The 26,890-nt window shown below is 37.3% G+C and carries 20 protein-coding genes, 2 pseudogenes and 1 riboswitch; of the genes and pseudogenes, 10 read left to right on the top strand and 12 right to left on the bottom strand.

Annotated elements, in window-relative coordinates:
• Window positions 1-33: 33 nt before the first annotated feature.
• Entirely contained in the window at window positions 34-1,293 is a 1,260-nt protein-coding gene (locus F6K27_RS04550) for a hypothetical protein (RefSeq protein WP_287273620.1), read from the bottom strand.
• Between the two features lie 43 nt (window positions 1,294-1,336).
• Between F6K27_RS04550 and F6K27_RS04545 the strand changes: the two genes are divergently transcribed.
• The 4 genes from F6K27_RS04545 (at window position 1,337) to F6K27_RS04530 (ending at window position 6,895) form a co-directional block, all read left to right on the top strand.
• Window positions 1,337-2,227: a tRNA (5-methylaminomethyl-2-thiouridine)(34)-methyltransferase MnmD gene (locus F6K27_RS04545; protein ID WP_287273664.1), complete on the top strand. Its 891-nt coding sequence runs from the start codon at window positions 1,337-1,339 to the stop codon at window positions 2,225-2,227.
• A gap of 862 nt (window positions 2,228-3,089) precedes the next feature.
• Window positions 3,090-4,460 (top strand): bifunctional UDP-N-acetylglucosamine diphosphorylase/glucosamine-1-phosphate N-acetyltransferase GlmU, encoded by a 1,371-nt coding sequence (gene glmU / locus F6K27_RS04540; protein WP_287273622.1) that lies wholly within the window; start codon window positions 3,090-3,092, stop codon window positions 4,458-4,460.
• Window positions 4,461-4,903: 443 nt separating this feature from the next.
• Window positions 4,904-5,902: an NAD(P)-dependent alcohol dehydrogenase gene (locus tag F6K27_RS04535; protein WP_287273624.1), complete on the top strand. Its 999-nt coding sequence runs from the start codon at window positions 4,904-4,906 to the stop codon at window positions 5,900-5,902.
• Window positions 5,903-5,911: 9 nt separating this feature from the next.
• Window positions 5,912-6,895, top strand: a complete 984-nt coding sequence (locus F6K27_RS04530; protein WP_287273625.1) for a zinc-binding dehydrogenase — start codon at window positions 5,912-5,914, stop codon at window positions 6,893-6,895.
• A gap of 212 nt (window positions 6,896-7,107) precedes the next feature.
• Here the strand turns inward: F6K27_RS04530 and F6K27_RS04525 are convergent, their stop codons facing one another.
• Together F6K27_RS04525 and F6K27_RS04520 are read right to left on the bottom strand one after the other, a co-directional pair.
• Entirely contained in the window at window positions 7,108-7,740 is a 633-nt protein-coding gene (locus tag F6K27_RS04525; RefSeq protein ID WP_287273627.1) for a GUN4 domain-containing protein, read from the bottom strand.
• 486 nt (window positions 7,741-8,226) lie between these two features.
• Window positions 8,227-8,505 (bottom strand): hypothetical protein, encoded by a 279-nt coding sequence (locus tag F6K27_RS04520; protein WP_287273629.1) that lies wholly within the window; start codon window positions 8,503-8,505, stop codon window positions 8,227-8,229.
• Window positions 8,506-8,602: 97 nt separating this feature from the next.
• Here F6K27_RS04520 and F6K27_RS04515 point away from each other — a divergent pair, with 97 nt between their 5' ends.
• Window positions 8,603-8,959 carry a hypothetical protein gene (locus F6K27_RS04515; protein WP_287273631.1) on the top strand — a complete coding sequence of 119 codons (357 nt, stop codon included), beginning with the start codon at window positions 8,603-8,605 and terminating at the stop codon, window positions 8,957-8,959.
• An 84-nt stretch (window positions 8,960-9,043) separates the two neighbouring features.
• Window positions 9,044-9,208, top strand: coding sequence for a hypothetical protein (locus F6K27_RS04510; protein ID WP_287273633.1), 165 nt, complete (start codon window positions 9,044-9,046; stop codon window positions 9,206-9,208).
• An 89-nt stretch (window positions 9,209-9,297) separates the two neighbouring features.
• On the opposite strand, the gene F6K27_RS04505 is transcribed toward F6K27_RS04510, so the two are convergent.
• The 4 genes from F6K27_RS04505 to F6K27_RS04490 all read right to left on the bottom strand — a co-directional run bounded on the left by F6K27_RS04505 (window position 9,298) and on the right by F6K27_RS04490 (window position 10,554).
• A complete protein-coding gene (locus F6K27_RS04505; protein ID WP_287273635.1) occupies window positions 9,298-9,681 on the bottom strand; it encodes a DUF6516 family protein in 384 nt (127 codons plus the stop codon).
• Window positions 9,671-9,961: a hypothetical protein gene (locus F6K27_RS04500; protein WP_287273636.1), complete on the bottom strand. Its 291-nt coding sequence runs from the start codon at window positions 9,959-9,961 to the stop codon at window positions 9,671-9,673. The genes F6K27_RS04505 and F6K27_RS04500 overlap by 11 nt, the downstream gene beginning before the upstream one ends.
• 75 nt (window positions 9,962-10,036) lie before the next feature.
• The gene (locus F6K27_RS04495) at window positions 10,037-10,180 is read right to left on the bottom strand and encodes a hypothetical protein (RefSeq protein ID WP_287300844.1); all 144 of its coding nucleotides are present in this window, start codon (window positions 10,178-10,180) and stop codon (window positions 10,037-10,039) included.
• A gap of 134 nt (window positions 10,181-10,314) precedes the next feature.
• The gene (locus F6K27_RS04490) at window positions 10,315-10,554 is read right to left on the bottom strand and encodes a DUF6516 family protein (RefSeq protein WP_287273637.1); all 240 of its coding nucleotides are present in this window, start codon (window positions 10,552-10,554) and stop codon (window positions 10,315-10,317) included.
• A gap of 408 nt (window positions 10,555-10,962) precedes the next feature.
• Here F6K27_RS04490 and F6K27_RS04485 point away from each other — a divergent pair, with 408 nt between their 5' ends.
• Window positions 10,963-11,673, top strand: a complete 711-nt coding sequence (locus F6K27_RS04485) for a hypothetical protein (RefSeq protein ID WP_287273639.1) — start codon at window positions 10,963-10,965, stop codon at window positions 11,671-11,673.
• Between the two features lie 419 nt (window positions 11,674-12,092).
• Here F6K27_RS04485 and metH read toward each other — a convergent pair whose 3' ends face one another.
• Complete coding sequence (gene metH / locus F6K27_RS04480; RefSeq protein WP_287273641.1) at window positions 12,093-15,668, bottom strand: methionine synthase; 3,576 nt, start codon at window positions 15,666-15,668, stop codon at window positions 12,093-12,095.
• Window positions 15,669-16,221: 553 nt separating this feature from the next.
• Here metH and F6K27_RS04475 point away from each other — a divergent pair.
• On the top strand, window positions 16,222-16,524 hold the full coding sequence (locus tag F6K27_RS04475) for a hypothetical protein (protein ID WP_287273642.1): 303 nt from the start codon (window positions 16,222-16,224) through the stop codon (window positions 16,522-16,524).
• Here F6K27_RS04475 and F6K27_RS04470 read toward each other — a convergent pair.
• Window positions 16,507-16,682 (bottom strand): annotated as a pseudogene (locus F6K27_RS04470) (IS1 family transposase); the annotation flags it as partial. The gene F6K27_RS04475 and the pseudogene F6K27_RS04470 sit on opposite strands and share 18 nt — an antisense overlap.
• Window positions 16,683-16,898: 216 nt before the next feature.
• On the opposite strand from F6K27_RS04470, the pseudogene F6K27_RS04465 reads away from it, so the two are divergent.
• Window positions 16,899-17,096: pseudogene (locus F6K27_RS04465) on the top strand (DUF4277 domain-containing protein); the annotation flags it as partial.
• Between the two features lie 653 nt (window positions 17,097-17,749).
• Window positions 17,750-17,948, top strand: a riboswitch (Glutamine riboswitch).
• 582 nt (window positions 17,949-18,530) lie between these two features.
• Here the strand turns inward: F6K27_RS04465 and F6K27_RS34290 are convergent.
• From F6K27_RS34290 to F6K27_RS04450, 3 genes are all read right to left on the bottom strand, one after another.
• Window positions 18,531-18,656 (bottom strand): transposase, encoded by a 126-nt coding sequence (locus F6K27_RS34290; protein WP_161565008.1) that lies wholly within the window; start codon window positions 18,654-18,656, stop codon window positions 18,531-18,533.
• Window positions 18,657-18,857: 201 nt separating this feature from the next.
• On the bottom strand, window positions 18,858-19,022 hold the full coding sequence (locus F6K27_RS04455; protein ID WP_161564302.1) for a hypothetical protein: 165 nt from the start codon (window positions 19,020-19,022) through the stop codon (window positions 18,858-18,860).
• A 681-nt stretch (window positions 19,023-19,703) separates the two neighbouring features.
• Complete coding sequence (locus tag F6K27_RS04450; RefSeq protein ID WP_287275440.1) at window positions 19,704-22,382, bottom strand: DUF3536 domain-containing protein; 2,679 nt, start codon at window positions 22,380-22,382, stop codon at window positions 19,704-19,706.
• A gap of 1,639 nt (window positions 22,383-24,021) precedes the next feature.
• On the opposite strand from F6K27_RS04450, the gene F6K27_RS04445 reads away from it, so the two are divergent.
• The gene (locus tag F6K27_RS04445; RefSeq protein WP_287275442.1) at window positions 24,022-26,547 is read left to right on the top strand and encodes an HAD-IC family P-type ATPase; all 2,526 of its coding nucleotides are present in this window, start codon (window positions 24,022-24,024) and stop codon (window positions 26,545-26,547) included.
• The last annotated feature ends 343 nt before the right edge of the window (window positions 26,548-26,890 follow it).

The raw sequence follows: 26,890 nt of genomic DNA, 5'->3' as shown, positions 1-26,890 counted from the left end.
TACTTCGTAAGTATTTCCTGTGGAATGCTTACTTTACTTTTTAATTTTCGCTACTCTAATTGCATAGTCAGCATAGCCTTGATATTCTTTGACTTTTTTTCTAGCTTGTTTATATTTAGGATGAGATGCTGGCACTATTTTCATAAATTCTGTTGCGTCTTGCCACTGACTTGCTACTGCTTCCCATTCTATTTTAGTCTGGGCATATTGAGCCATTTCTGCTGCATTTATAGCTCGATTAACTGCAAGTTTAAATGGGTCTGGTGGCGGTAATACAATAGTTGTTTTTGGGATAGGTGAAGATTTTTTTATTGGGGAATATACAGGTGTAGGTTTAGTTTTTACTTCTTCAACTTCTAGGTTTTCGGACTCAACTTTTTTTGTTATTGGTGAGGGTTTTTCCGGAACTATAACTACAGGTTTTTCGGACATTAATTGCCATTGAGAAAATCCATATACACCTAATGCCAGTAAAGGAATAATCAGTAATACAAAAATATTATCTTTGATTTTTTTCTGAATATTTTGTAAGTAATTATTTTTTTTTATTTGATGAATTTGCTTGGCTTTGTTTGCTTTATTTTTCGCTAATACTGATTTAGGTTTATTTGTTGTTACTCCATAATAAATGCTAGATTTTGCCAGTTCATGTTCTGTTTTATGCAAATTAATCTGAGGTTGTTTGGAAAAGTTTTTATTTTTTAGAGTCGGACTAGGACTATATATTTTGTTCAAGACAAAAAATATTTTAGATGAAAATTCAAATTGATATAATTTAGCTGCTACAATTAACCAGACACTAATAAAGACAAATAAAAGTAACTTATCTATAAAAGTTTCAGGATGTAAAAATTGACTTTTTTCTAAAACTGCAATTTGATAATTTAGGTTAAACCAAGGCAAAATTAATGTATATATTAAAGTTGCTGCCAGAGTACTAATAATAATTATTAACCAGCTATATAAAGCTTTCCACCAACTTATAATTGGCGGAAATAAGAAAAAAATATACCGATAACTTCGATCTAAAATTTTCCGAAAAGCATGAAAAATCAAAATAAAATAATGATGCAAAAAAGCAAAAGCAGGAATCAAAAAAAACAGAAAAATAATACTCAAACAAATGAATAACTCTAAACTTCCCCCTAGTTGTTGCCAAAAATATACTCCCAGTTTTAAATCCTTAATTACGGCAACTAAAATAGTTAAAAAATAAACCATAATTAAAGCCTTTAACCAAGAACTAGGACAAGGAAACCAAGGAGGTAAGTATAATTTTTTCTGTTTATTCATTTAGATAACTATTTCAGAGGAAAAATTGACAAATCACAAATTCATGCCACAACTAACAGCAGATGGCTCCTTTACTTTTTTTTCACCCGAATTTGGTGAAACTTTTCACTCTTATTTTGGTGCTCAACAGGAAGCAGAATTTAAGTTTGTTTACCCAGTTCAACTATTATCTAGAGTACATCAACCCGTGGTGTGCCTACTTGACGTTTGTTATGGACTAGGATACAACACAGCTTCTGCTTTAGCGGCCATCTGGAAAATTAATCCTGATTGTAAAATTCAATTGGTGGGCCTAGAATTAGACCCAGAAGTGCCAAAAGCAGCGATCGCTACAGGTCTTCTAGATAATTGGCCTGACCCTGTGCCAGAATTATTAGCTACTCTAGCTAATACCCATCAATTACAAACAGAAAAAATTCAAGCCAAACTGCCCATCGGGGACGCTAGAATAACTATTCAAGAACTAAATAACTCCGGTTTCCAAGCTGATGCTATATTTCTCGACCCCTTTTCTCCACCTAGTTGTCCTCAACTTTGGACAGTAGAATTTTTGCGCTTAGTAGGTAAGTGTCTCAAACCTGATGGTTATCTAGCAACATATTCCTGCTCTGCAGCAGTCAGAAAAGCATTACTAGAAGCTCATTTGAAAATTGGTTCTACTGCACCAGTAGGTAGGCGATCGCCAGGAACAGTGGCCAGTTTTACTGAAGAATATTTACCCCCACTGTCCGAAAAAGAAAAAGAACATTTACTAACTCGCGCTAGTATTCCCTACCGAGACCCCCACTTATCAGACTCGGCAGAAATTATTATGCATCGTCGCCAGTTAGAACAACAAAAATCTTCCCTAGAACCTACATCTCATTGGAAAAAACGTTGGTTGTTGAAGAAGGAGTCAGGAGTCAGGAGTCAGGAGTCAGGAGTTCAAATTTAAAAGTCAAAAGTCAAAAGTCAAAAGTCAAAAGTGAGGATATATGAAACTATGAAACTATAAGTACTGGAGAGTACAAAGTTCTGCTAAAAAACAGTTGGCTATCAAGATTGAAAGTGTTACTGGGAAAGGTTTACAGCACCTACTGTTGTGAATGGAGAATTTTTAACCTTGAGTCCGTGAAACCCTTGACTAGCAATAGTTATTCCCAGAACTTTGCACTGTCTAGTATAAGTAGTCATGCTATATTAATGAAACATACTCTAAAGCTAAAAAGCTGATGCTGTAAAAATTACAGAGAATAAAATTAGGTAATTAATTTTGCTTAAGCACTTAGCAGTGCTTGAGGGGTATATTTACAAATTGCAGAGACTACCCAATAGCTAAAAGTCTTATATTATCTGCTTTTTATATCAAATCCGCTAAAAAATGTTCCATTAAAGCACCGTAGAAGTCAAAAGTCAAAAGTCAAAAGTGAGATTTTATGAAAAAAAAGCAGTGCTTGAGGGGTATATTTACAAATTGCAGGGACTACCCAATAGCTAAAAGTCAAAAGTGAGATTTTATGAAAAAAAAGCAGTGCTTGAGGGGTATATTTACAAATTGCAGAGACTACCCAATAGCTAAAAGTCTTATATTATCTGCTTTTTATATCATATCCGCTTAATGTCGGTATCAAAAAAATGTTCAATCTGAGCGCCATTGCCAAATCTTTCTCAATCTCCCCTACTCTCCTACTGCCCTACTCCCTATCTCCCACTTTTTCTAAACAACCACCTCGAGGACTGCCATATATGAGAGGATAAATATTATAGATTCGCTAATATAACGTTTCTTATTCAATAAGAAAATAATCTCAAAAATCATGGTAGCGGTAGCAATTTTAGCGGCTGGACGTGGCACCAGAATGAAATCTGACCTACCTAAGGTATTACACCAGTTAGGTTCTTGTACCTTAGTTGAACGGGTATTGAAAAGTTGTGTTTCTATTCAACCATCGAGAATAATTATTATAGTTGGTTATCGTGGAGACCTTGTACAAGAGTCTCTTCTGAATACTGAAAATCAAGACGATAACTTACCCACCCCGGAATTTGTAGAGCAAAGGGAACAATTAGGGACTGGTCATGCCGTTCAACAGTTATTACCCAGTCTTGAAGGATTTTCTGAAGACCTTCTGGTTTTAAATGGGGATGTACCATTATTACGGCCAGAAACTCTGAAGAATTTAATTGACACTCACAAAGAAAATCAAAATTCAGCCACCATCTTGACTGCGAATCTGCCTAATCCCAAAGGTTACGGTAGAATATTCTGTGATACAAATAATATCGTTACACAAATAGTAGAAGACCGAGACTGTACGGCAGCTCAGAAACAAAACCACCGAGTAAATGCCGGAGTCTACTGTTTTAGATGGCCAGCTTTAGCAGAGATTTTACCAAGACTTACCACAAATAATGACCAACAAGAGTACTACATAACAGATACAGTTAATTTTCTCAGCCCTGTTATGGCAGTTGATGTGAATGACTATCAAGAAATTGTTGGTATTAACGACCGTAAACACTTGGCTACAGCTTATGATATTTTGCAAACGCGGGTTAAAGATGATTGGATGAGCGCTGGAGTAACTTTGATAGACCCCGATAGTATCACTATTGATGATACAGTTTTGTTACAACGGGATGTGATTATTGAACCACAAACTCATATTCGGGGTAGAAGTACCATTGGTGCTGGTAGTCGTGTTGGGCCAGGAAGTTTGATTGAAAATAGTCAGATCGGTAAAAATGTATCGATTTTGTATTCGGTGATTTCTGATAGTGCGGTGGCAGATCATACTCGTATTGGCCCTTATGCACATCTACGAGGAGATTCTCAAGTGGGTTCTCGCTGTCGAATTGGTAATTTCGTAGAATTGAAAAAAGCTCAGGTGGGCGATCGCACTAATGCAGCTCATTTATCTTATTTAGGGGATGCGACCTTGGGAGAAAAGGTAAATGTTGGTGCAGGTACAATTATTGCTAACTATGATGGGGTGAAAAAACATCATACCGAAATTGGCGATCGCTCTAAGACTGGTGCAAATAGTGTATTGGTTGCTCCTGTGACTTTGGGGGAAGATGTGACGGTGGCGGCAGGTTCGGTAGTAACAAAGAATGTGGAGGATGATAGTTTGGTTATTGCTCGCTCTCGACAACTTACGAGAAAAGGTTGGCGGTTAAAGCAGTAACTGTACTCAGGTGAGTTGAAAGATTACTATCCCCCTAATGAATGCTTGGATAAAGTCAATTGATCAATTGCTATTCCTGGTTCTTCAAAAATATAAAAATCAACGCCTGTTTACTAGGTTACTGATTATTGACGTAGCTCAAGAACCATCGATTATTCTAAACCAAAATTTAGAGGTACAGAGATTATACAACTTAACTATTAGGAGAGTAGGGTAGTAGGGAAGATGGTTAGAGAGAATTTTGAAAAAGGAGTCCAGTAGGGTGCGTTAATGAAATGTAACGCACCATTTATAAATGCAATACGGTTCAGGAGTCCAGTAGTAGACTGACACATATTCAATGGTGCGTTACGACAGACTGTTAAATGGCTTTCATAGTCTAAATTTTAGCCGTCTAACGCACCCTACAAATTTTGCTGATAACTGATAACTGATAACTAATTATGAAAGCTTTTGAAATTCAGGAATTTGGTAATTTAGTCTGTACTGAAAGACCACAACCACAACCAAAATTTGGAGAAGTTTTAGTGAAAGTTAAAGCTGTCTCCCTTAACTATCGAGATATTTTAATGGTTAAAGGTCTTTACAACCCCCATCTACCTTTACCTGTTATTCCATGTTCCGATGGAGCAGGAGAAGTTGTGTCAATAGGAGAAGGTGTCACTAAATTTAAACCTGGAGACAGAGTTGCGAGTATTTTTATGCAGAAATGGCGATCTGGTAATTTAACTAAGGAAGCATTTAAGTCAGCTTTGGGTGGTGAAGTTAACGGAATGTTGGCAGAATATGCAGTCTTGTCTGAAGATGGTTTAGTAAGTATTCCGTCTCACTTATCTGATATAGAAGCAGCAACTTTACCTTGCGCTGCAGTAACAGCTTGGCACGCTTTAATGGAAGCAGGTTTAAAACCAGGGGAAACAGTGTTAGTTATGGGAACAGGCGGGGTTTCTTTGTTTGCTTTACAGTTTGCAGTTATGGCAGGAGCGCGAGTCATTGCAACTTCCAGTAGTGATGAAAAGTTGCAGAAGGTGAAGCAGTTAGGTGTATCTGATGTAATTAATTATAAGTCTGTGCCAAAGTGGGAAAAACAGGTTTTGACCTTAACCGAGGGAGTGGGAGTTGATTATATTGTGGAAGTCGGTGGAGCAAATACTTTAAGTAAGTCTTTAAAAGCAGTCAAAATGGGAGGGCAAATTAGTTTAATAGGTGTATTAGCAGGATCGCAAGCAGAATTTAATCCTTTACCTGCGGTGATGAAAGGAGTCCGGATACAAGGAATTTTTGTCGGTTCGCGCCAAATGTTTGAGGCAATGAATAAGGCCATAGATGTGAATAAATTACATCCTGTATGCGATCGCGTCTTTCCATTTGAGTCAGCTCCAGAAGCACTAAGTTATATGGAAACAGGTTCCCATTTTGGCAAAATTACAATTCAACTTTAGGAGATAAAAATGAAAGCATTAGTATTGGATAAACCAGGAACTCCCGATAGTTTACTTATGGCCGAAATGCCTTTACCACAACCAAAAGCAGGAGAAATACGGGTAAAAGTTCATGCAGTAGGATTAAATCCTGTTGACTACAAAGTAGCTGCTTCTGGGTCGTCAAGGTGGAGTTATCCATTTATTTTAGGGTTAGATGTGGCGGGAGTTGTGGATGCTGTCGGTGCTGATGTGACTGACTGGCAAGTTGGAGATCGAGTTTATTATCATGGAAATTTGTCTAAACCCGGAGGTTATGCAGAATATACTAACGCTACCGCCATAGCAGTTGCTCCACTTCCAGAAGGTGTTTCTTTTACTGAAGCTGCTGCTATTCCTTGTGCGGGTTTGACTGCTTACCAAGCTTTGCATCGACGCTTGCACATTCAGTCAGAGCAAACTATTTTAATTCATGGTGGTGCTGGTGGGGTAGGTGGTTTTGGAGTACAGTTGGCAGTGTTAGCTGGGTTGGAGGTAATTACAACTTGTTCTCGGAGTAATTTTGATTATGTGCAACAGTTGGGAACAAAGTATTTAATTGACTATAAAAATGAGGATGTAGTTGCGAGAGTGAAAGAAATTACTAAAGGGCGGGGTGTTGATGCAATTTTAGATACGGTTAGTTCGGAAACTGCAACAAAAGGTTTTGAAATGTTGGCATTTAATGGTGGAATTGCTTGTATTGCTGGGTTGCCAGATTTTAGTAAGTTTAAACCTTTTAGTATTGCTGCTTCTATCCATGAAGTTGCTTTGGGAGGTGCTTATTTATCTGGGGATAAAAGAGCAATTAAAGACTTAGGGAAGATGGCAAGAGAAATGGGGGAATTAGTCAGACAAAAAAAAGTTGATTCAATGTTGACAGAAGTAATTAGTTTAGAGGAAATACCAGAAGCATTAAATCGTTTAAAAGGCCGTCATGTCCGAGGTAAAATAGTTGCTAAAGTTGAGGGATAAAGTGTATTGGAGAAAAGACAATGTCTTTGTAATATCATATCCGGATAATAGCGCCATAGAACTCCGTTCCCTTTACACGTTAAGGCAGTTGTGCGCCACCAAACAAAAAACTTTCTCCTTTTCCTCCTCTTCTTATTTCTTCCCTCCTGACTCCTGACTTCCACTCCTGGGAGGGGTTAGGGGTGGGTTTACTCCTGACTCCTTCTTCTAATTTAGAGGTTACATTCTTGAACCTTAGAATATAATATCCGACGCAAACGTTTAGTAATCATAAATTCTGGGATATTCACAGTAGCATCTAGCTCTCTTAAAGCTATTGGCAAATGACCTTTAGGAGCATTTTCTGAAAAATTTAACTGCTCATATTTTTTCCATTTTCTGGATTTTCTCCAACCTAATTGATCGCCGAATAGTTGGTAACTTTGTGGGTCGTATGCTTCCAAATTATTGCCAGTTTCTAAGTAAATTGATACTTGAATACTAAGACCAAATTTATCTTCAGAATACTTCCGCCAGAGTCGGTCTATATTACTGATTTCTTCACAAGAAATTTTTTCTTTTATTGCTCTTGTATTGATACCTCCTCCTCTCTTTCTTTGAGTTAAAGTTAAAATCAAATCGTATGTTTCTTCGTCTGCTTCTTGCCATTTATTATCTGCTAATAAATTTTCTAACTTAGAATAAGGAGAATTCTCTTGCTCTGGTGAAGTAATAATTTGAGATTGAGAAATATCTGATTTATTGTGGGTTAATATTTCTAGATTATTAGAATTTGCTAATGATGGAAATGCTGCCAAAATAATCCATAAAAAAACAATTAAATTTTTGAATTTATACTTAATCATAAATCAACCTCCAAATTATTTATTATCATGTTCTAGAATTTATTAAAAATACAACAATTTTCTAGTGGATGAGGTACATCTTGGAAGTAGGGAGTAGAGAGTAGGGAAGAGGAAAGAGAGGATAGAGATTAATATTGAACTGTACCTCACCATCTTAAAAAGTGCTGTAAAATTGTTGTCAGTTTACCTCATAAACCTGAAATACGCTGTATAAGTAATCCTATTTAATTAAAATTTTATAGAAAATATATTGGAATTAGCAACCAACTGCTAAATATTTAGGCTAAAATCCACCTCTATCTCGGAGAAGGACTAAGTTACGATAAACATTATCATACATTTTTAAATTTGACTAACTTCTTGAAGTCAAATAATCGTAACCATTCAGCTATTAATAGTAAAGTTTAAGGCGTTTCAGCAACATCAAGTTAATTTGGCCTCAATTTATCAATCGCTTTTACCTCCTGCAAAGCAATAGCTGATAGCTTACAAATAATCTTTCCACAAATGAAAATTAGTTGTCCTACCAAGTAAAAATACACCCTCTCCTTCTATTCTTGATTGCCTCAATAAATTACACGCATTTGCGATAACATAATCTAGACAATCTCGATCTGCCAACAATATATCTTGTTCCGTTTCATATAATGAAACACCTTCATTTCGCAAACATCTTCTTGCATAAAATACAGTCATATCTCTTCCTAATATTTGTTTAATCCATGCCCTTGCTCCAATGGCAAATCCTTGATTCAGATTACACATAAATACTAACCCACAAATACTGCTAATAATAGGTCTGATCCGTTCTCCCTTTTCATTAAAAGCTTGGTCTAATGGTAAATTTTTAAGTTTTAAGTCTTTGAAGGATATTAACGATATAATCGAACGAGCGAAGAAATCAGGTATTCGCATTCCTAGATTTCTGCGGAGTAAAAATGGAGCAACCAAAACTGATGGTGCAGCAGCAAGAAAAATTTTAAACTTAGTCTCTTATCTGCAAAAAAGGCGACAAATTAAAGCAGTTATATTTATCCGCGATCTAGATAATCAACCTGAGCGACAAAAAAGTATTGAACAAGTGCGCTCGGAATATAGCGATCGCCCACTTCAAATTTTTATGGGAATGGCGAATCGAACGCGAGAAGCATGGGTTTTGAATGGTTTTATTGGGTTGAACAAATCAGAAGAAAAAACTCTTGAAGAGATTAAAAATTAATTAAATTTCGATCCTTGTCAGGAGTCTCATAGACTGCGCTCCAATTCAAAAGAAGAATCGGATCGTATTAGAAATCCTAAAGTGGTGCTGGAAAAACTTACAGGAGGAGACTTTGAAAGAGAAAGGAAGTGTTGGGAAGAGACGGATTTGGAAATTTTACGAAACAGAGGTCTTAGTACAGGATTAACCGATTATATGAGTGAAGTCGAAAATCAGTTGACTAGCATTATCAAAAATGGGTTAGTTTAAAAAATCAGGACTTACGCAGAACCAACATAATATTTAGTAGGGGCGAATGGCATTCGTCCTTACAATAGAAGTCGAGCAACAAGCTATAACTACTTCAAAAGATTGTCAATTTCCTCTAATACCTCTACCAAAGTAGGGGCATTTGAGGAAATCACATTATCTTGAATACCCTCATGTTTATGGTGAGGAAAATTTGGTAAGTTTAGCTTTTTATGATGCCTCGTATTATCATAGCGGAAAATCAGATTATTTGAAGCTGTCATATATTGATACGAATACATATCGCGGTTTATTGTTAATTCCACATCTACAAATTCTCGCACCATTAAAACAGAATTATCTAGAAACTTGATTTCGCCTCGAATCATACCTTCAAAATCACTTCGTTGAGAGGGTATAATCTGAAAATGTTGCACTACTTCACAAGCTACGATTAAATCGTGAAGTTCCTGCAAGTAATCTTCAAATAACAAACTCAATATCTCCCAATGTATCTATCTTTTCTTCCAGTCGTTTCAACATCAAAGCTTCCCCTATCCATTCATCTAATTCTAAAGTTTCTTCAAATTCGTCATTTTCATATCGAAGCAGAAATTCTTGAGTGGATAACTGATATTTTTCTTCAAATTCTAAGATTCTTTTTTTTGTTTTAACAATTCCTGATTTCAGGGATTTTACCCTGTCAGATATCATATTTTCAATGGTGTTTTTTAATAATTCTGGGTGCTGGCATTTAATCTTAAGTTCTGGCATATTTATCTCCTATAAAAGTTCTTCAATTGATTTGAAGTTTTCTATATATAAAATAATCACAAAAACCGACTTTTTTCATTGTTGATTATACAGATAACTGTCGTGATTAATTGCGCCATCTGTTACATTACATTCCACAGGATTTTTACCGAAATCCCAAATAGAAGGTGTTTTTTGATGCTGGAGATAATAATTTTCCCTTTTTCTTGAAAAATTCAAATTATTGGCTTTCTCCTAACAATTCTTGAGGTATTAATAAGCCTTGTTCTGTTGCTATTAATTTCATGTTTAATTACCTCAATTAATCTTGTAGATTAATTCATTAAAATTACTCTATCTCAGAATTGCAATGCTTATGCAAAACTTTCAATCTCCTGTAATACGTCTACCAAAGTAGGAGCATTTGAGGAAATAACATTATCTTCACTTCCATCATGTTTATGATGAGGAAAGTTGGGCAAATTTAGCTTTTTATGGTGTCTAGTATTGTCATAACGAAAAATCAAGTTTTTGGAGGGAGTCATATATTGATAATTGAAACTATCCTTTATGACTTTATTTATAGGTCTAAAACTCCTGAAGAAATTTTCCAAACTTATAAAGTAACTGTAGGTTGGGTAGAACGATAGTGAAACCCAACACGCGCCTTAGTGCCTTACTATTGTTGGGTTTTTCCGTTGGAAATGCTCCGCAAACGTTCCACTTCCTTCCAGTCGCAATGACTTGAGTATCGTAATTATCTGTAACTGACTTGAGAATGTCATAATCATAAATTATCAGTCTTATTTCCTTTTTATATCAGAGTCAACTGGCAGCTAAAAACTCAAAACTGATAACTGATAACTGATAACTGATTACGGATGCTGCACTTAATTTGCCACTTTTCCATCAATCAAATAACAAATTTTGACATTAAAAAGTAAGTAATTTCTGCAATTTTTAAAGATTTGGTAAAGTTTGCAATCATCCCCTTGATATATAAAATTGGGGGGGGTAATATTATGAAAGGTGCAATCTTCATGTTTTTCACGCCCAAAGTTTTTCATACACATACATACACAGAAATAATCAACATGAATTTAAGTAACTTAAGCAAGCAAATCCTTGCAGCGATCGCTGGTGCGACGGTTTCCCTGGGAGCAACCTTTTCCCTCCTAGCTCCTTCAGCACAAGCAGCATCGTTTACCACTGAGTTTAAAAACGGAGACGGCGACGTGGTTTTTGAATTAGACTGGAGCGGCGAGTTCGGAGACGACGGGATTATATCTGGGAAAGACGGAGAGCTGACTGGGGAGTGGACTTTAAGGGACGCATACGGCGAGTCTTACTCTTTTGGGAGCTACTTCCTTACAAGGTACTCTAATTTTACTTACTCGGTCTCCACAGATCTTAATATCCTTAATATCGATCCTATTACAAATCGCATCACTTCAATTAATCTGCCACGAGTATATTCTTATTCTCCCCAATATTCCTTTTTGTTATCTTGGGCTAGATATGGGCTAGAGGGGGGACATATCAGCGATCCGAAGCTCGGGTTTCGTTTCGGCCAGGGTGGCGTGTTGAGGGAATTTGAAAATATTGCGAATTGGGAGACGAACCGACGAGACGAACAAGTATCAACCCCCGAACCTTCTCTCACATTAGGTTTTATCACACTTAGCGGTTTAATGCTAGGTGGAAGCATAAAGAATAGAAAGGGTAAAGGCTAAGAAGTATAGTCAGAAGGAGTCAGGTTAAAATTAACGTCACCGAATTTGTAGGGGCGGGTTTCACCAGAAACTTTTGTACGCAATTCAGTTATTGATCTAAACCTGCCCCCCATACAGTGAGGTTTGGGGGCGGGTTTACCTAATCAATGTGTTTTCCCAATAATCCCCTATGAAACCCGCCCCTACATGATTTCCTTAGCAGTTATTCATCACTATTATCTATATCCATACTGTCTTTGAGTGGCGATCGCGAACTCAGAAACCCGGTTTCTTCAAGAAACCGGGTTTCTTGTAGCGGGGGATAAGCACCCCACTCTTTCCTCCTGACTCCTGACTCCTGTCTACTGACTCCTTCTTCCCTCCTTCCTCCTCTTCCCTCCTGACTCCTGTCTCCTGACTCCTGACTCCTTCTTCTCTACCTACGCACTAAAATACTTCGCCACTGGATGATAAGTAATAATCGCTGTCGTAGACTGTTCTGGATAAAGCTGCTCACTCTCATCCATATACATATCAATTCTATCTACTTGCAACAGGTCTAACTGCTTAAACTGGTCTTGCATATTCGGGCAAGCAGGATAACCAAAACTATAACGCGACCCTTGATAACGCTGTTTCAGAATCTCCTTAATATTATCTGCATCCCCTGCACCGAAACCTAACTCCCGACGAATCCGAGCGTGTAACCATTCTGCCATCGCTTCGGCAGTTTGTACCGCCATACCGTGGAAATACAAATAATCTGTATACTGATCGGCAGCAAACAACTTCTGCGCAAACTCAGTCGCTATTTCTCCTACTGTTACAGCGTGCATCGGGAACACATCAATAATTCCCGAATCCTTGGGAGCAAAGAAGTCTGCAATACACAACCGTCGTCCTGATTTTTGCCGTGGAAACTCAAAACTGTTGACAACTGTTGTTGCTTTACCAGTCTTATTCATTTCGTCGGAGTCGTAAATGAAAAGTGTATTTCCTTCTGCTTGACAAGGGAAGTAACCATAAATTGCTTGGGGATACAGCAACTTCTCATTAACTACCCGTGATTTCCAAGTTTCCAGAATCGGATAAACCTTTTCTGCTAAAAACTCATTATATTCTTCCCGTGGTTGACCTTGGGGTTTACGGAATTGCCATTGCCCTGCCATCAACGCTTGCAAATCTAAATACCAGAATAATTCCTCAAATGGCATATCTTCTGGTTGTAATAACTTGGTTCCCCAGAATGGAGGAGTGGGGCGAGGGATATCTACTGCTACATCATCGGAACGTCGTGTATCTATTACGACTGGAACATCAGGTTTAGTTTCCTCTTTTTCTTCAGTAGCAACTTTGCCATTACCATTACTATGAACCTTACCGTTACCGTTACCGTTACCGTTTTCTTCGGCAAACTCACCCAAGAAACCTTTAATATCATCCCACTGACTTTCTGATTTTGCTGGCATCAACTTATCCATGAAATGCAAATCGGAAAACGCATCTTTACCATAAACGACTTTACCTTTGTAGGTATTTTGGCAATCTTCATGGACGAATTTCGGAGTCAGAGCAGCACCACCTAAAATCACGGGAACGGTAATACCTTCTGCGTTAAATGTTTCCAAGTTGTCTTTCATAAATGCGGTTGACTTCACCAATAAACCACTCATGGCGATGCAGTCAGCATTATGTTCGCGGTAAGCAGCAATGATATTATCAACTGGTTGTTTAATTCCTAAATTAATTACCCGATAACCGTTGTTGGAAAGAATGATATCTACGAGATTTTTACCAATATCGTGAACGTCTCCTTTGACAGTTGCAATGAGGAAAGTTCCCTTAGAATTATCCTCACCTGACTCTTCTGCTTCCATGAAAGGTTGTAGATAAGCAACTGCTGCTTTCATAGTTTGAGCAGACTGCAATACAAATGGTAATTGCATTTGTCCGGAACCGAATAATTCTCCCACTACTTTCATGCCATCTAATAAATAGACATTGATAATATCTAGGGGCGGATATGTTTCTAAAGCTATTGCCAAAGCATCCTCTAAACCGATACGTTCCCCATCAATAATATGTTGTTTTAAACGTTCTTCAATTGGTAAATTTTGTGTGGCAGAACGGTCTTTTTTAGTTGTTTTACCCTGGAACATTGTTGTTAACTCAGCCAGAGGATCGTAAGTACAAATATCCCCATCAAATTCACGTTGGTCATATATTAGTTTCCGACAAACTTCTTGCTGTTCTGGTTCAATTTTTGACATGGGTAAAATTTTACTGGCACTAACAATAGAACCATCCAAACCTACTGCCATTGCTTCATGCAAAAATACCGAGTTCAACACTTGTCTTGCTGCGGGATTTAAACCGAATGAAATGTTAGAAACCCCAAGCATTATATGACAACCTGGTAACTCTTCCCGAATCCTTTTAATAGATTCAATAGTAGCTTTTCCATTTTCCCTATCCTCTTCAATCCCTGTAGAAACTGGCAAAGCTAGGGTATCAAAGAACAATTCATGGGCAGGAATACCGTATTCTATTGCTGCATCATAAGCTCGTTTTGCTATTTCAAATTTTTTATCTGCCGTCCGCGCCATTCCATCTTCATCAATGGTTCCAACTACCACACCAGCACCATATTTTTTCGCCAATTCTAATACTTTAAAAAAACGAGGTTCTCCATCTTCATAGTTAGTAGAATTGAGCAAACATTTACCGCCAGCAACTTTTAAACCCGCCTCCATTTTTTCCCATTCTGTGGAGTCTAACATCAGAGGCAAATTAACATTTGTGACTAAACGAGATGCTAATTCGTGCATATCTTTAACCCCATCGCGTCCCACATAATCAACGTTAACATCGAGAATATGTGCCCCTTCTTTTACCTGAGATTTTGCCAGGGCAACTAAGCCATCCCAATCTTCATTATTGAGTAAAGTTCGACATTTTTTAGAACCACTAGCATTCAGTCTTTCCCCAACAATTAAAAAGGAGTTATCTTGTTCGTAAGTTTCGGAAGAATAGATAGAAGCTGCTGATGGAATATAGTTATATTCTCGTTCTTTTGGTGTGAGAGTTTCAGTAATTTCAGCTAATGCTTTAATATGGTCTGGACGAGTACCACAACAACCGCCGATAACTTGCACTCCCAGGTCTTCAACGAAGTGCATTAATGCCATTTTCAACTCTATAGGAGTTAATCTGTAGTGAGCTTGTCCGCCGATATTTTCTGGTAAACCAGCATTAGGAATACAAGAAATAACAAAAGGGGAATTTTCTGACAAATAACGAATATGTTCCTTCATTAAATCAGGACCAGTAGCGCAATTTAATCCTAAAATATCAATAGAATAAGGTTCTAAAATTGTCACAGCAGCATTAATTTCTGAACCGACTAACATAGTGCCAAAAGCTTCCATAGTTATTGACACCATGATGGGGCGACGTTCACCTTTTTTCGCAAAGGTTTCTTCTATACCATTTAGGGCAGCTTTTATCTGTAAAACATCCTGACAAGTTTCCACAAGAAATAAATCTACTCCCCCATCCCAAAGACCTTCCGCTTGTTCGGCAAAACCATCTTTTAAGGTGTCAAAATCAATATGTCCCAAGGTAGGTAATTTTGTTCCTGGTCCCATGGACCCGGCAACAAATCGAGGCTTTTCTGGGGTAGAAAATTCCGCAGTAACAGACTTTGCCAACTCCGCTGCGGTTTTATTCAAATAATAAGCTTTGTCCGCTAAATCGTATTCTGCCAAGACAAGTCTGGTCCCACCAAATGTATCAGTTTCTATCACATCGGCACCAGCGGCGAGGAAATCTCGGTGGACCTTAGCTACGGCTTCTGGCTTAGTATGGACAAGATATTCGTTACAACCTTCATAGTCCGCACCGCCGAAGTCTTCAGCCGTCAAATTTTGGACTTGGAGATTAGTACCCATTGCACCATCAAAGACTATAACTGGGCGTTCTGGGCTATGGAGACGATTCAAAAATGAGCTGTTCATAATCAAGTTTTTGGTTTTTAGATATTAATTTTATACTACTCTTTTGAGAATTTAAGAGCAATTTATTTTCTTTATGATAATATATCTTAAGAGGTGCTATCGCAATTAGAACATAGATTGTCTACAGTTAAATAATAATTTAAATTAACTTCAAAAAATTTGAAGTTATGACTTAGTGACTGATGACTTATATATCCTAATATCTATCAAAATTTTATTAGTAGTTATAGGATAATTACCAATAAATATAATTTTAAAATGAGAATGATATATCATCAAAAATGATAGATGAATTAAGAATTTATTTCTATTACCATTACAAAGTTATTCTTTTTGAGCAGACCAAGTTGGTATAATAAAAATCAGGCTGATTAATTATAGTGAATTAAGGTGCTTAAAAAAAAACTAATGATTTGATTCAATCAACTAGAATAAAATAGCTATGACTAGAACAGAGTAACTACCAACAATAAAACTTTGTCAAAGGTTAAATATTTGGTGGAAAAATCATCTACAAGACAAGAAATCGACTCGTAGTTTTCTGTTACGTTTGTTGGTTGCAGGTACTACTTTTGTAGTTAGTATTGCTGCTTTTTATAGCTATCAAGTTGTCCGTGAATTAATTCTGGATAATTTGAAAAAAAATGCTTTGTTGGAAATGCAGCGAGGAGCAGATAATATCGATCAATGGTTGGCTAGTAAAAAAATTGAAGCATATACTAGCGCTAATAGTCCTACTTTCCGAACCATGGACTGGTCAATGGTTAGACCTTTCTTAAAATCTAAAGAGTTGCGATCACCAGATTTCTTCTTTTTTGCGATGATTAATCCTGACGGTTCCTACTACCCAGGCTAAAATACCGGCTGGAAAATTGTCTACAGCAGTCCAGACCCAGATTTGATTTTTTTTCCGACAAAGGTTTCTAGTTGCTCCAATTCTCCTACCTCTGGCATAGTTTCTGCATCATAGGTATCTGGTAGAACTGTTCCCACAAGTTTAACCCAATCGATAATACAGCACTTTGCGACTTAATGTAATACAATAGAAGAAATAGTAAACTTAATAAATTACTCAATGAAATCTTATTAACCCACATTCCGCACTTCATTTTGTCTCACAATAGGTTACAGGAAACTTGTGTATTTAATTAAGTAGAATTACTTATGTTGTTTAGTGACTGCAAGTGAGGTCATAAAGCTGATGATCTCATTATTTTTAGTATAAAAAAAATGTCTTTAATCGAAGAAATAACAGTTGAAAATATTGACCACTTAGGAATAGTAGCAGGACTAATTGATGAGATAGGAATTGTGGAAATAATTAACCAAAAATTGGGAGTAGATAATCAAGAAAAAATTACATCTGGCCAGGTGATTAAAGCTTTAATTATTAATGGGTTAGGTATGGTATCACGTCCTTTATATTTGTGAGCGTCAATTCTTTGCGGATAGTTTTCTTGCAGAAAAACCGCAAAGAGTGGAAATAATCTGATTAATATTATCAGGATGAGGTGTTTTAGGTTGAGCTTTTAATTTGTATCTGACGATTTGATCAACGGTTTTATCGGCTACTTGAACTTGAGATTTTTCGATTAACCAATTTTGAATTTCTCCATAACTGTTGAATCCAATTAGTTGTGATTATCTTGCTTGTAAACCTGCTAGAATTTCTCCCGAAATTCTTGAAGCTTTTCCGGGTGCATTTTTTACTTATAACAGCTTGGTAGTGCATCAGTAAAGTGTGGGAATGGTAATATGAACATTGTCCCTTAATAGTTGAAACGATGATGGAATGTCCTCTCTGTGGTGATCACAAAGTCCACAAGCACGGAAAAAACAGTTAATGTNGACAAGCAAAGGCAACTTTGATATCCGAGACGGGGATCAAATTTTGTCTGTATCTCGAAACCATATCCAACCGGTCCATAGACAAGATGGATACAATTACTCATTTTAAGTATATTTTTTCTAAGAGTCATATAGAGTTAGGTTATATAATTACTCCCTACTCCCTACTATAAGTATTTATTTTCTTGACAATGCTTTAATAAAAAGCTAAACTAGATTGAATAACAAAATCCATCGTTCATCTTTCCCACAGTGTAGATTGGCTGATTAACCAAGAGCTTGAGGAAGACGGAAGTAGGGGCTAGAAATATTAGCTAAAAAGAAAAACTTACTTAAATACCTATCTTCAACAAGGTTCTAGATAAAGCTTCAATCTTGCATGGGTTACTTTGAGTAAGTTAAGCAAAATCATCTATCCCGAAGGAACGTACTACTATTATTTGAGGTAGTTGTAATGATTTCGACTTCATTGATGAGTCTCATCATTTGTTTCTTTGCCGTTTATGTTTATGTCAATACTACTGAAGAGATTGTCAAAATAGTCACAGCAGGGATAGCATTACTTTGTCTATTTTTGAGTATTATTTTTGCTCCTTGGACAATTGTTTTAATTTTGGTTATATCCTTAGTGTGTTTTCAATTTCCATTGTTGAAATATTAAGGAAGAATACGGCGTTGCACAATCAGGGATGATAAAATCCGAAAGTAGATATTTTTGGATAATTCTTTCCTCAATATATGTACAGTTTAAAATCTATTATCATTCTTTAATGTGCAACCCCAAGAATACTATGTAGCATCCTAATTTCAATTTCATCAAATACAAAAAAAATAAATCCACTTCTTGTTTGAGGTGGACTTTTTTTGATTTCAGCCAGCAACAGCTTGAGAAGTTTTGTATTTGTTACACTAAAGGCACAATTTACAGCACTTTTGAGGATGGTGAGGTACAGTAACAGCAATGAGTGAACCAATTTCTCATATCAGTTAAAGTCACTTGCTCAATTGCTTCCATTAATTAATGCTATTTCGAGCATCATCTCTAGTACGAGCCGCAACCCCTCGCAAATATTCTTTAATTTTTGACCAACAATTTTCAATTGGGTTAAATTCAGGAGAATATGGAGAAAGATATAGCACTTTTATTCGGAGCTTCTTCAATTATATTTCTGATTTCCTCAACTTGATGAGCTGGTAAATTGTCCATAAAAACTTGAAAAACATTTTTACCGAGAAATTGTGGGTATGCGCCTCCCCTTTTCAGGGGAAAAAAGAAAAAAATTTTTCATGATTAGTCAATCCTCTTGTTTTCAAGGAGAGGTAATTATTAATTATTAATTATTAATTGTTGAAAGTTATTCCTGTTTTAGCTTGAATTTTAGAACATAACTCTCTGAAAGTAGCATCTGGTTTTTCTGGAACTAATTTTGAGATTAATTCTTGAGAACCTTTTAATTTATGACCTGGACCTGGACGATCAGATTTTGCATCTATATGACCTGCCATACGTATATCTGTTGATTAGTTTTTGCACAAAACTTTTCGCTACTTGAAAACGAACAGCCAGTTGACGAATTGAGCTTTTTTGATTCAAATAAGTTTCCATAATTTTTTTTCTCAGATCGAGAGAATAAGCTTTCATATATAGGAACAGAAATGAGATTTTTAATAATTGATCAAAATTTAATTTTGGCCAAATCACTAAGTTCTGATTTTGACTTTAGCGATCGCCTATGAGACATTATTTGACTGATTCAATCATTACTGTTACTGTACCTCACTATCCTCGAAAGTGCTGTAAATACACCTATTATGGATGACGTCTTAGGTCACTGGTTTGAATACTGCCCGTCTAATGCTTTGCTTTCTTCACTGCCAGATATGAATGACTCCTTTGATCATTGGCGTTGCATAATTGCGGGATGATAATCACATTTGCACCTATCTGAAAATGTTGATAGGTTAAAACAAATTTTTTGACAGATATCAAAATCATCCCATGATGATGCAACGCTCCAGTTTTAGCTATAGAGAGGATTTCGGGTTATTTATTGTCCAAAACTCCCTCCTAATCAGCTTTTGCACCTAACATAACAAAATCAATCGAGATGTTAAGAAAGATGCGACTAATGCACACCTTAGCCGAAAAAGGAGAGAGTTTAGTTCTACTGTGAAAAAGAAACGATATTAATACAATTGATTCAGCCATTGATCCACATCAATGGCCAGCTTCTTACCTAATTGTAATAACTTGCTAATTTGAGGCAATTCCCAAGCTTCTCCTACCTCTACACCATTAGTTTGTATGTCAGCATTATTTCGCCTTTGAAGATAACCTAAACACAAAGGTACAATATGATTCTCCAGAGATTGGAAATAAATTTCCTGAGCATTAGTTAATGATAAACCTAGATTTAATCGATCGCCTACTTCAATAATTCGCTCTAAGTTGTAGACATCTTCTTCTACATGATGATGTTCATTCTGATGCAAAATATGCCGGAGTGAACTAACAATTAACCTTTCTAAAGCTTCTTTAACTTCCAGGTTGTAGAACCGACATTGCTGTTGACCTACTTCAGTAGCAAGAGCTTCTAAATCAGCCAAATGATTCTGGCTCAATTTTCCATCACTACTTTCCGCTTCTAACCCCCGTACACTTGTTAAGAACTTATGACCTAATGCCACTTCGGCAGCTACCTGTAACTCTTGGGGTACAGGTAAATTATCTCGGTGGAAAGCCATCATTATGCTGTAATTATCTCGGTACACCTGACTATACAATTGATCCAGGCGATTGAGAGTTTCCTGACTCAGTAGCCCCATTATTCGTTGACGTTCCTCTGCAAATAGATCCTTCAGGCTAAATGAACGTTCGCCAAATAACTCGCTCATAGTCATAATCACATTTGCTATACTAGCTTCCTGCAAAGCATCAAATAGCTTTTGTTTCAGTTGATCATAAACTATTTGTCCGCTAAAGGGTCGAATACAGCAATGGAAATCCCATCCTCCCAAATGCAGTACAGCAAATACAAAATTTTTACACTCTAGTGTAATTTCTGAAACTAGCTCTAACTGACCAACTGCTAGGCTTAGATTACCCATGCGTCGCATTTGATAATCATGTTGCTTGGCGTTATAGCAGTAAATTCGCTGTTCGCGAGTATAAGTAGTAAACAAAGAATTAATGGCGTAGTGAGCTGCTACTTGCTCTAAACTAATTTTAGCTGTAGTAACTAATTGCCGATAAACTTCATCACCTGTTTTGAACAACTCTACATTACTGGGGGCAAAAGCAAGTCGCCCGATAAATTCTTTTTCAAGTTCTAGCTGTATCCCTGATACATCCTCTGCTAATTCTATTGCCCTAGCTGCATAACGTAAAATTTGAGTGCCTTCTGGTCGGGATATTTCATCAAAAAACCAGCCACAACTTGTAAACATTAATAGTGAATGTCTTTGCATTTCTAGTAAACGCAAAGCATCTACTTTTTCTATTTCTGTAAGTTCGTGGGTTTGATGTTTAGATAAGAAATTATTAATGTTAGTAATAGAGCGGTCGAGAATTACTTTAACGTATTCATCTCGTGCTGCCCAAACATCGTTGAAGAAGTGACGACCCAAATCTTCGTAAATGTCTACAAATTGATCCCGTAGCCAATTGAGTGAATCTCGCAATGGTCTGCGCCATTTTTGATTCCAGGTGCCTCCACCACCGCAACCACAATCATCTTGCCAACGGTCAACACCATGAGAACAACTCCAAGCTGTTACTGGTTTTAAAACAACTTCCCAAGTAGGAGAACTAATACTGAGATAATGAGCAAAGTTGGTGACTTTCCACTCACGCTGAGGAAATTCTCCTAAGAAAGCATAGGCAAGACATTTTTCTGTACCGCTTTTGTGATGACCGAATGTTTCGCCGTCAGTGGCAACAGAAATCAATTGGGAGGGTCGGTGGTCTCCCCGCACAGCTTGGCCTAATCGTCCGGCAAAGTTATGGGAACTATTTAGGACATCGTTGAAGCCCATATCTCTTGATATTGGACCATCATAGAAGAAGATGTCAATGTATGGAATTTCTGTGGAGTTATCGCTGTTATTTGGTAAGAAACAACGATAAGGTCGGGTGGGGTCAATTTGACTGCCACCTACTTCTATCCATTCAGGATTTGCGTTTTCTGAGTTTGGGAAGGGGCGACAACGTTCTGCTTGGGAAGGTGCTAAGATGATAAAATGAATCCCTTCTGTGACTAAAACTTCTAGGGTAGGATAGTCGATCGCCGTTTCTGCTAGCCACATTCCTTCTGGGTCACGACCAAACCTGGAGCGAAAGTCTTCTTTACCCCACCGAATTTGAGTGTATTTATCTCGTTCATTGGCTAGGGGCAAGATAATATGGTTGTATGCTTGGGCGATCGCATTGCCATGTCCATCTAGTCGTTGGCAACTTTTGCGGTCTGCCTCGATAATTTTTTGATAGACTTCCATATCGTGACGCTCTAACCAACTCATTAAGGTTGGACCGATATTGAAGCTCAGATATTCAAAGTTATTGGCGATCCCCACCAATTCTCCTCGTTCGCTTAAGATTCTGGCAAAAGCATTGGGGCGATAGCATTCGTGTAAAATTCGCTCATTCCAGTCATGGTTTGGAGCTGCACTAGGTTGACGTTCGATAGCGTCTAGGTAAGGATTTTCTCTTGGTGGTTGATAGAAGTGACCGTGGATAGTTACATAAATTCCTGTAGCAGTGTTAGAAGGTGCTACAGAAGTTGTACGGTCTTTGGTTGTTTCAGACAATGATACTTCTACAAGAGAGTCGTTAAGTTGATTCAATTTCTTCTCAAATGAGGAAACCATGCGATCGCATTCTCCATTTTCAATAATAAATTATTGTCTTCGTCTTACTCTGACGAAACTGCTATAGCAGGGAACAGTAGCAAAAGCTTTTCTCAGTCTCAGATTCATCATCAATCTATTTCCTAACTAACTCGTTCCTTGCTATAGATTTAGAATTATTTTCCAACATTGAATATAGTTGTTTAACTCCAAATCTAAGTTGATTTACTTTAATATCAATTACATTTTCTACTTTTAGCCATTATTGCAGAGTTTATGAAAGGCAGATTATGTGGTTAGATGCTCTTGATTAGTTGTCCAAGCTCTTTCATATAGAAAGCTACAAAATTATCTTTTTCTTTGCCTTAATTTTGGTAGGTTAGAATTTCGTAAGTTTAATATAATTTTGAGAGCTTACTTGCAGAGTTCAAAAAGATTTAATGGTTATGTTTGTGATTTGTATTATAAAGTCTAACTTAGTTAAAAAGCAAGGCTGTAGTTATAAAACTTAATTCTACTTATAATTTTCTGTACATTAGTAATATTACTTTTCATTTGATCAATGTTGTTCTGGTCATTTCAGTTATCAGTTATCAGTACCTGAAGTCAGAGGCTTGAAATTTTGAAATATTGAACTTTATTTTTTGTCATCCCTTTGAAATGTAGGGCTAATTCTTTCCCCCCGGGAAATGGCGAAATATTTTTGGAGCGAAGCTCAAATCCCCTACTTCCCCTCCTGGGAGGGGCGGGGGTGGGTTGGGTTAGGGGTGGGTTAACTTCTGACTTCGTTAAGGGGTGCGATTTTGTAGTCTCTCAAGATAAAGCAAAAATGCTAACCTTATAGGGGATTTCACAACTTTTGCTTATTGTCTGTTTCCTACTATACCAAGGGGTGCTAGATTTGCTGCTCAGATGCGATCTGGTAGCGCTTTGTTCCGACTTTTGTCGCCGACGCGGCGATCAAAATAATATGGGTCGCGCCACCCCGCCTTTTAAGGCGAAATATTTTTGGAGCGAAGCTCAAATCCCCTACTTCCCCTCCTGGCTCCCCTCCTGGGAGGGGCGGGGGTGGGTTAACTTCTGACTTCTGACTTCGTTAAGGGGTGCGGTTTTGGAGTTTCCCAAGATGAAGCAAAAATGCTAACCTTTTAGTGGTTACACAGCTTTTGCTTATTGTCTGTTTCCTACTATACAAGTTGATGTAAAACCATGAGAAAATGGTAAAAGCGATAATTTGAAAGGAACGAGTTGGTGTTTGACTTATGTTGATGATGAACCTGAGACACAGAAAAGCTTTTGCCACTGTTCTCTCTCTTGGTGGGCAACCAGGTGCATATGTCGCCGACGCGGGTTCGCACCGCTGTTCCCTGCTATACCAACTTCAGCAGGACTTACGCAAAAGACGAAATTATATATACACCAATTCTAGGGGTTAATGGCTGTTAACCCCTACTGTATGTGGTGATTATGCTTCATTCATTGATAATTACCTCTGGTTAAAACCGTCTTAAAAGGGGAGGCTTCAAGGCGTGAATTATTTAATTATTAATTATTAATTATTAATTATTCGGTAAGTCCTGTTCAGTTAATTTATTGCCCCCAAAAGGCTATTAACTGAATATCGAAAACTTTTGCTGAAACTGTCAACACGTAATTTTTTTTGAGATATATATTTAGCACAAATGCCATGATCGATCGCCAAGATATCAACCAAACCTCAATTACTCAAGGACTTACAGAAAATGAAGTTATTGCTCGTCGTACTGCGGGTCTAGGAAATCAGGTTAAATTAGATACAAGTCGCTCCTATAGCCAAATACTAAAGGAAAACTTATTTACTTTTATCAATGCTGTTTTCTTAACTATTAGTCTCGTTTTAATCTTTCTTTCTCGTTATGGTGATGCTTTTCTTGTGATCGTGGTTATTTTAGGTGGAGTTGTAGTTAGTGTTTGCCAAGAAATATGGGCTAAACAACAATTAGATCAAATTGCTCTATTAACAAGACCGTTAGCTACCGTTATTCGAGAAAGTAAACAACAAAACATTGATCCCAGTGAAATCGTAGTCGGGGATATATTAGTTGCTCAAGCTGGAGATCAGATCGTGGTCGATGGCCAAATAGTAGGAGAAGGCCGAATTGAAGTGGACGAATCGCTACTAACTGGAGAATCGGATCTAATTCCGAAACAAGTGGGACAATCAGTTTATTCTGGTAGTTTTTGTGTTAGTGGCACTGCTTGTTATGAAGCTCAAAAAGTAGGAACTGAAAGTTTGGCCTATCAATTAACAGTCAGTGCCAGAGCATTCCGCCAAATTTACACCCCCCTACAACAGGAAATTAACTTGGTAATTAGAGTATTTTTACTCTTGTCATGCTTTCTATGGATACTTGTTGCTATTAACTGGTTTATAAGGATTTATACATTTGCTGACAGCGTTCAATATGCTGCGGTAATTGCTGGCCTAGTACCAAGTGGGCTTTATTTGGCTATTACTCTTGCTTATGCCCTCGGTGCAGTCAAAATGGTGGGGCAGGAAGTTCTGATTCAGCAAGCTAATGCTGTAGAATCGTTGAGTAATGTAGATGTTTTATGCTTGGACAAAACTGGCACATTAACATCTAATCGAATTCGTTTACAGGCAGTCTATCCCATCAGAATTAATGAAATTAAGTTACGGCATTTATTAGGTAATTATGCAGCTAGTACCACTGCTAAAAATCAAACAATTGAAGCTGTAGAAGAAGTGTGCTCTGGACATCGACTGGAGTTAATTGCAGAAATTCCTTTTACTTCAGCTCGTAAATGGAGCGGTATGAGTTTTGAAGGTCAAAAAGAAAGTTCAGATTCTGGAACATACATTCTTGGTGCCCCAGAAGTATTAGCGACAGTTACACCACTAAGTACAGAAGTTACTCAGCAAATTCAAGAATTAGCCCAACAGGGTCTTCGAGTCCTTTTATTTACTCACAGCCCAAATATTAATAGCTTGAATAATGATTTGGAACAGCCACAACTACCTGTTCAATTAACTCCTCTGGGAATTATTAGCTTTAAAGATGAACTAAGGCCAGAAGCTCGTGAAACGATACATGGTTTTTCTGAAGCTGGAATAGAGGTAAAGGTAATTTCAGGAGATAATCCTCAGACGGTGGCTACTTTGGCCTTACAAGCTGGACTTGGCTCAGACATTCAAGTTATTTCTGGGGCGGAGTTGGCCGAACTAGATGAAGCTCAGTTTATTCAAGCTGCAGAAGCTAATACAATTTTTGGCCGTGTTACTCCGGATCAGAAAGCTAAACTAATTCGCAGTTTTAAGGAGCAGGGTCATTATGTAGCGATGATTGGAGATGGGGTTAATGATGTTCTGTCTTTGAAAGAGGCAAATTTGGCGATCGCTATGGAGGGTGGTAGTAAGGCCACTCGTAGTGTGGCGGATATTGTTTTGTTGAAAAATTCTTTTGGGTCTTTGCCTCATACTTTTCTGGAAGGACAACGCATTCGTAATGGTATACAGGATGTACTGAAACTTTTTATGATTAGGGTGTTTTGTGTCACCTTATTGATTTTTGCTACAGGATTTGTTGGTGGGACTTTTCCACTATTAAATAAGCATAGTGCGGTTGTTACTCTTATATCGGTGGGTTTTCCTAGTTTTTGTATTCCTCTGTGGGCAAAGTCGGGAATGTTGCCTCGTCGTAGTTTGGTGCGATCGCTACTCCACTTTACTTTACCTGCTACTTTGAGTCTTACTCTTGTTGCTTTGGGTGTTTATTTGGGTTACTTAGTTGTGACAGTGTTGGAATCTATTGAGGAAAATAATCTGATAGATAATAGTGTAGTTATTAGTAATCAGCTTCTTTCTGTTCCTCGCAGTGCCTTAGTAACTATTATGGTTTTGTGTGGTCTACTCTTAGTGCCTTTTCTGAAGCCCCCAAGTAGGGTTTGGGTTGGTGGAGAACCTTTGAGTAGAGACTGGCGTTATTCCCTAGTTGCTTTGGCCTTGTTAGGAATCTATGTTGTAATTTTAGCTGTTCCGCCTCTACGTCAATTTTTTGAATTATCTTTACTAAGTGCCCATGATTATGTTGTGATTAGTTGGGTGGCTTTAGTTTGGTGTTTATTATTACGTTATGTCTGGCGAGCTAAACTTCTAGACAGATTTTTAGGTGTGGACCTTGGTTAATTTTTGTTTATTAATAGACCTCTGCTGAAAAGAGGGAGTAGGGAGAAATAATTGATGATTTATGGGCGATAATTGATTTGATTTTTGATTATAGTAGTTTAACTTAAAAATGAGACGTTTTTTTGTCTGAAACTCCCTCATAGCAAGAAAGCTTTGTCTCAATCTAAGGTTAAATGACTATATCACCAGATGTTTAATAGTAATAGTATTTTCTGTTGATTGCTACAGTAATATCAAATTCGGTTGAATACTTAGGGCTTGCTGATTAATTCTCAAAGTATTGATAAATAAAGGTATTAGCCTTTTTGGGGTTCAAAAAAGTGCCAGCTTTTTGTAGCTCTAG

It is taken from the genome of Okeania sp. SIO2F5 (assembly GCF_010692685.1).
Lineage (GTDB): Bacteria > Cyanobacteriota > Cyanobacteriia > Cyanobacteriales > Microcoleaceae > Okeania > Okeania hirsuta.
This window is presented reverse-complemented; position numbering and strand designations above follow the sequence as displayed.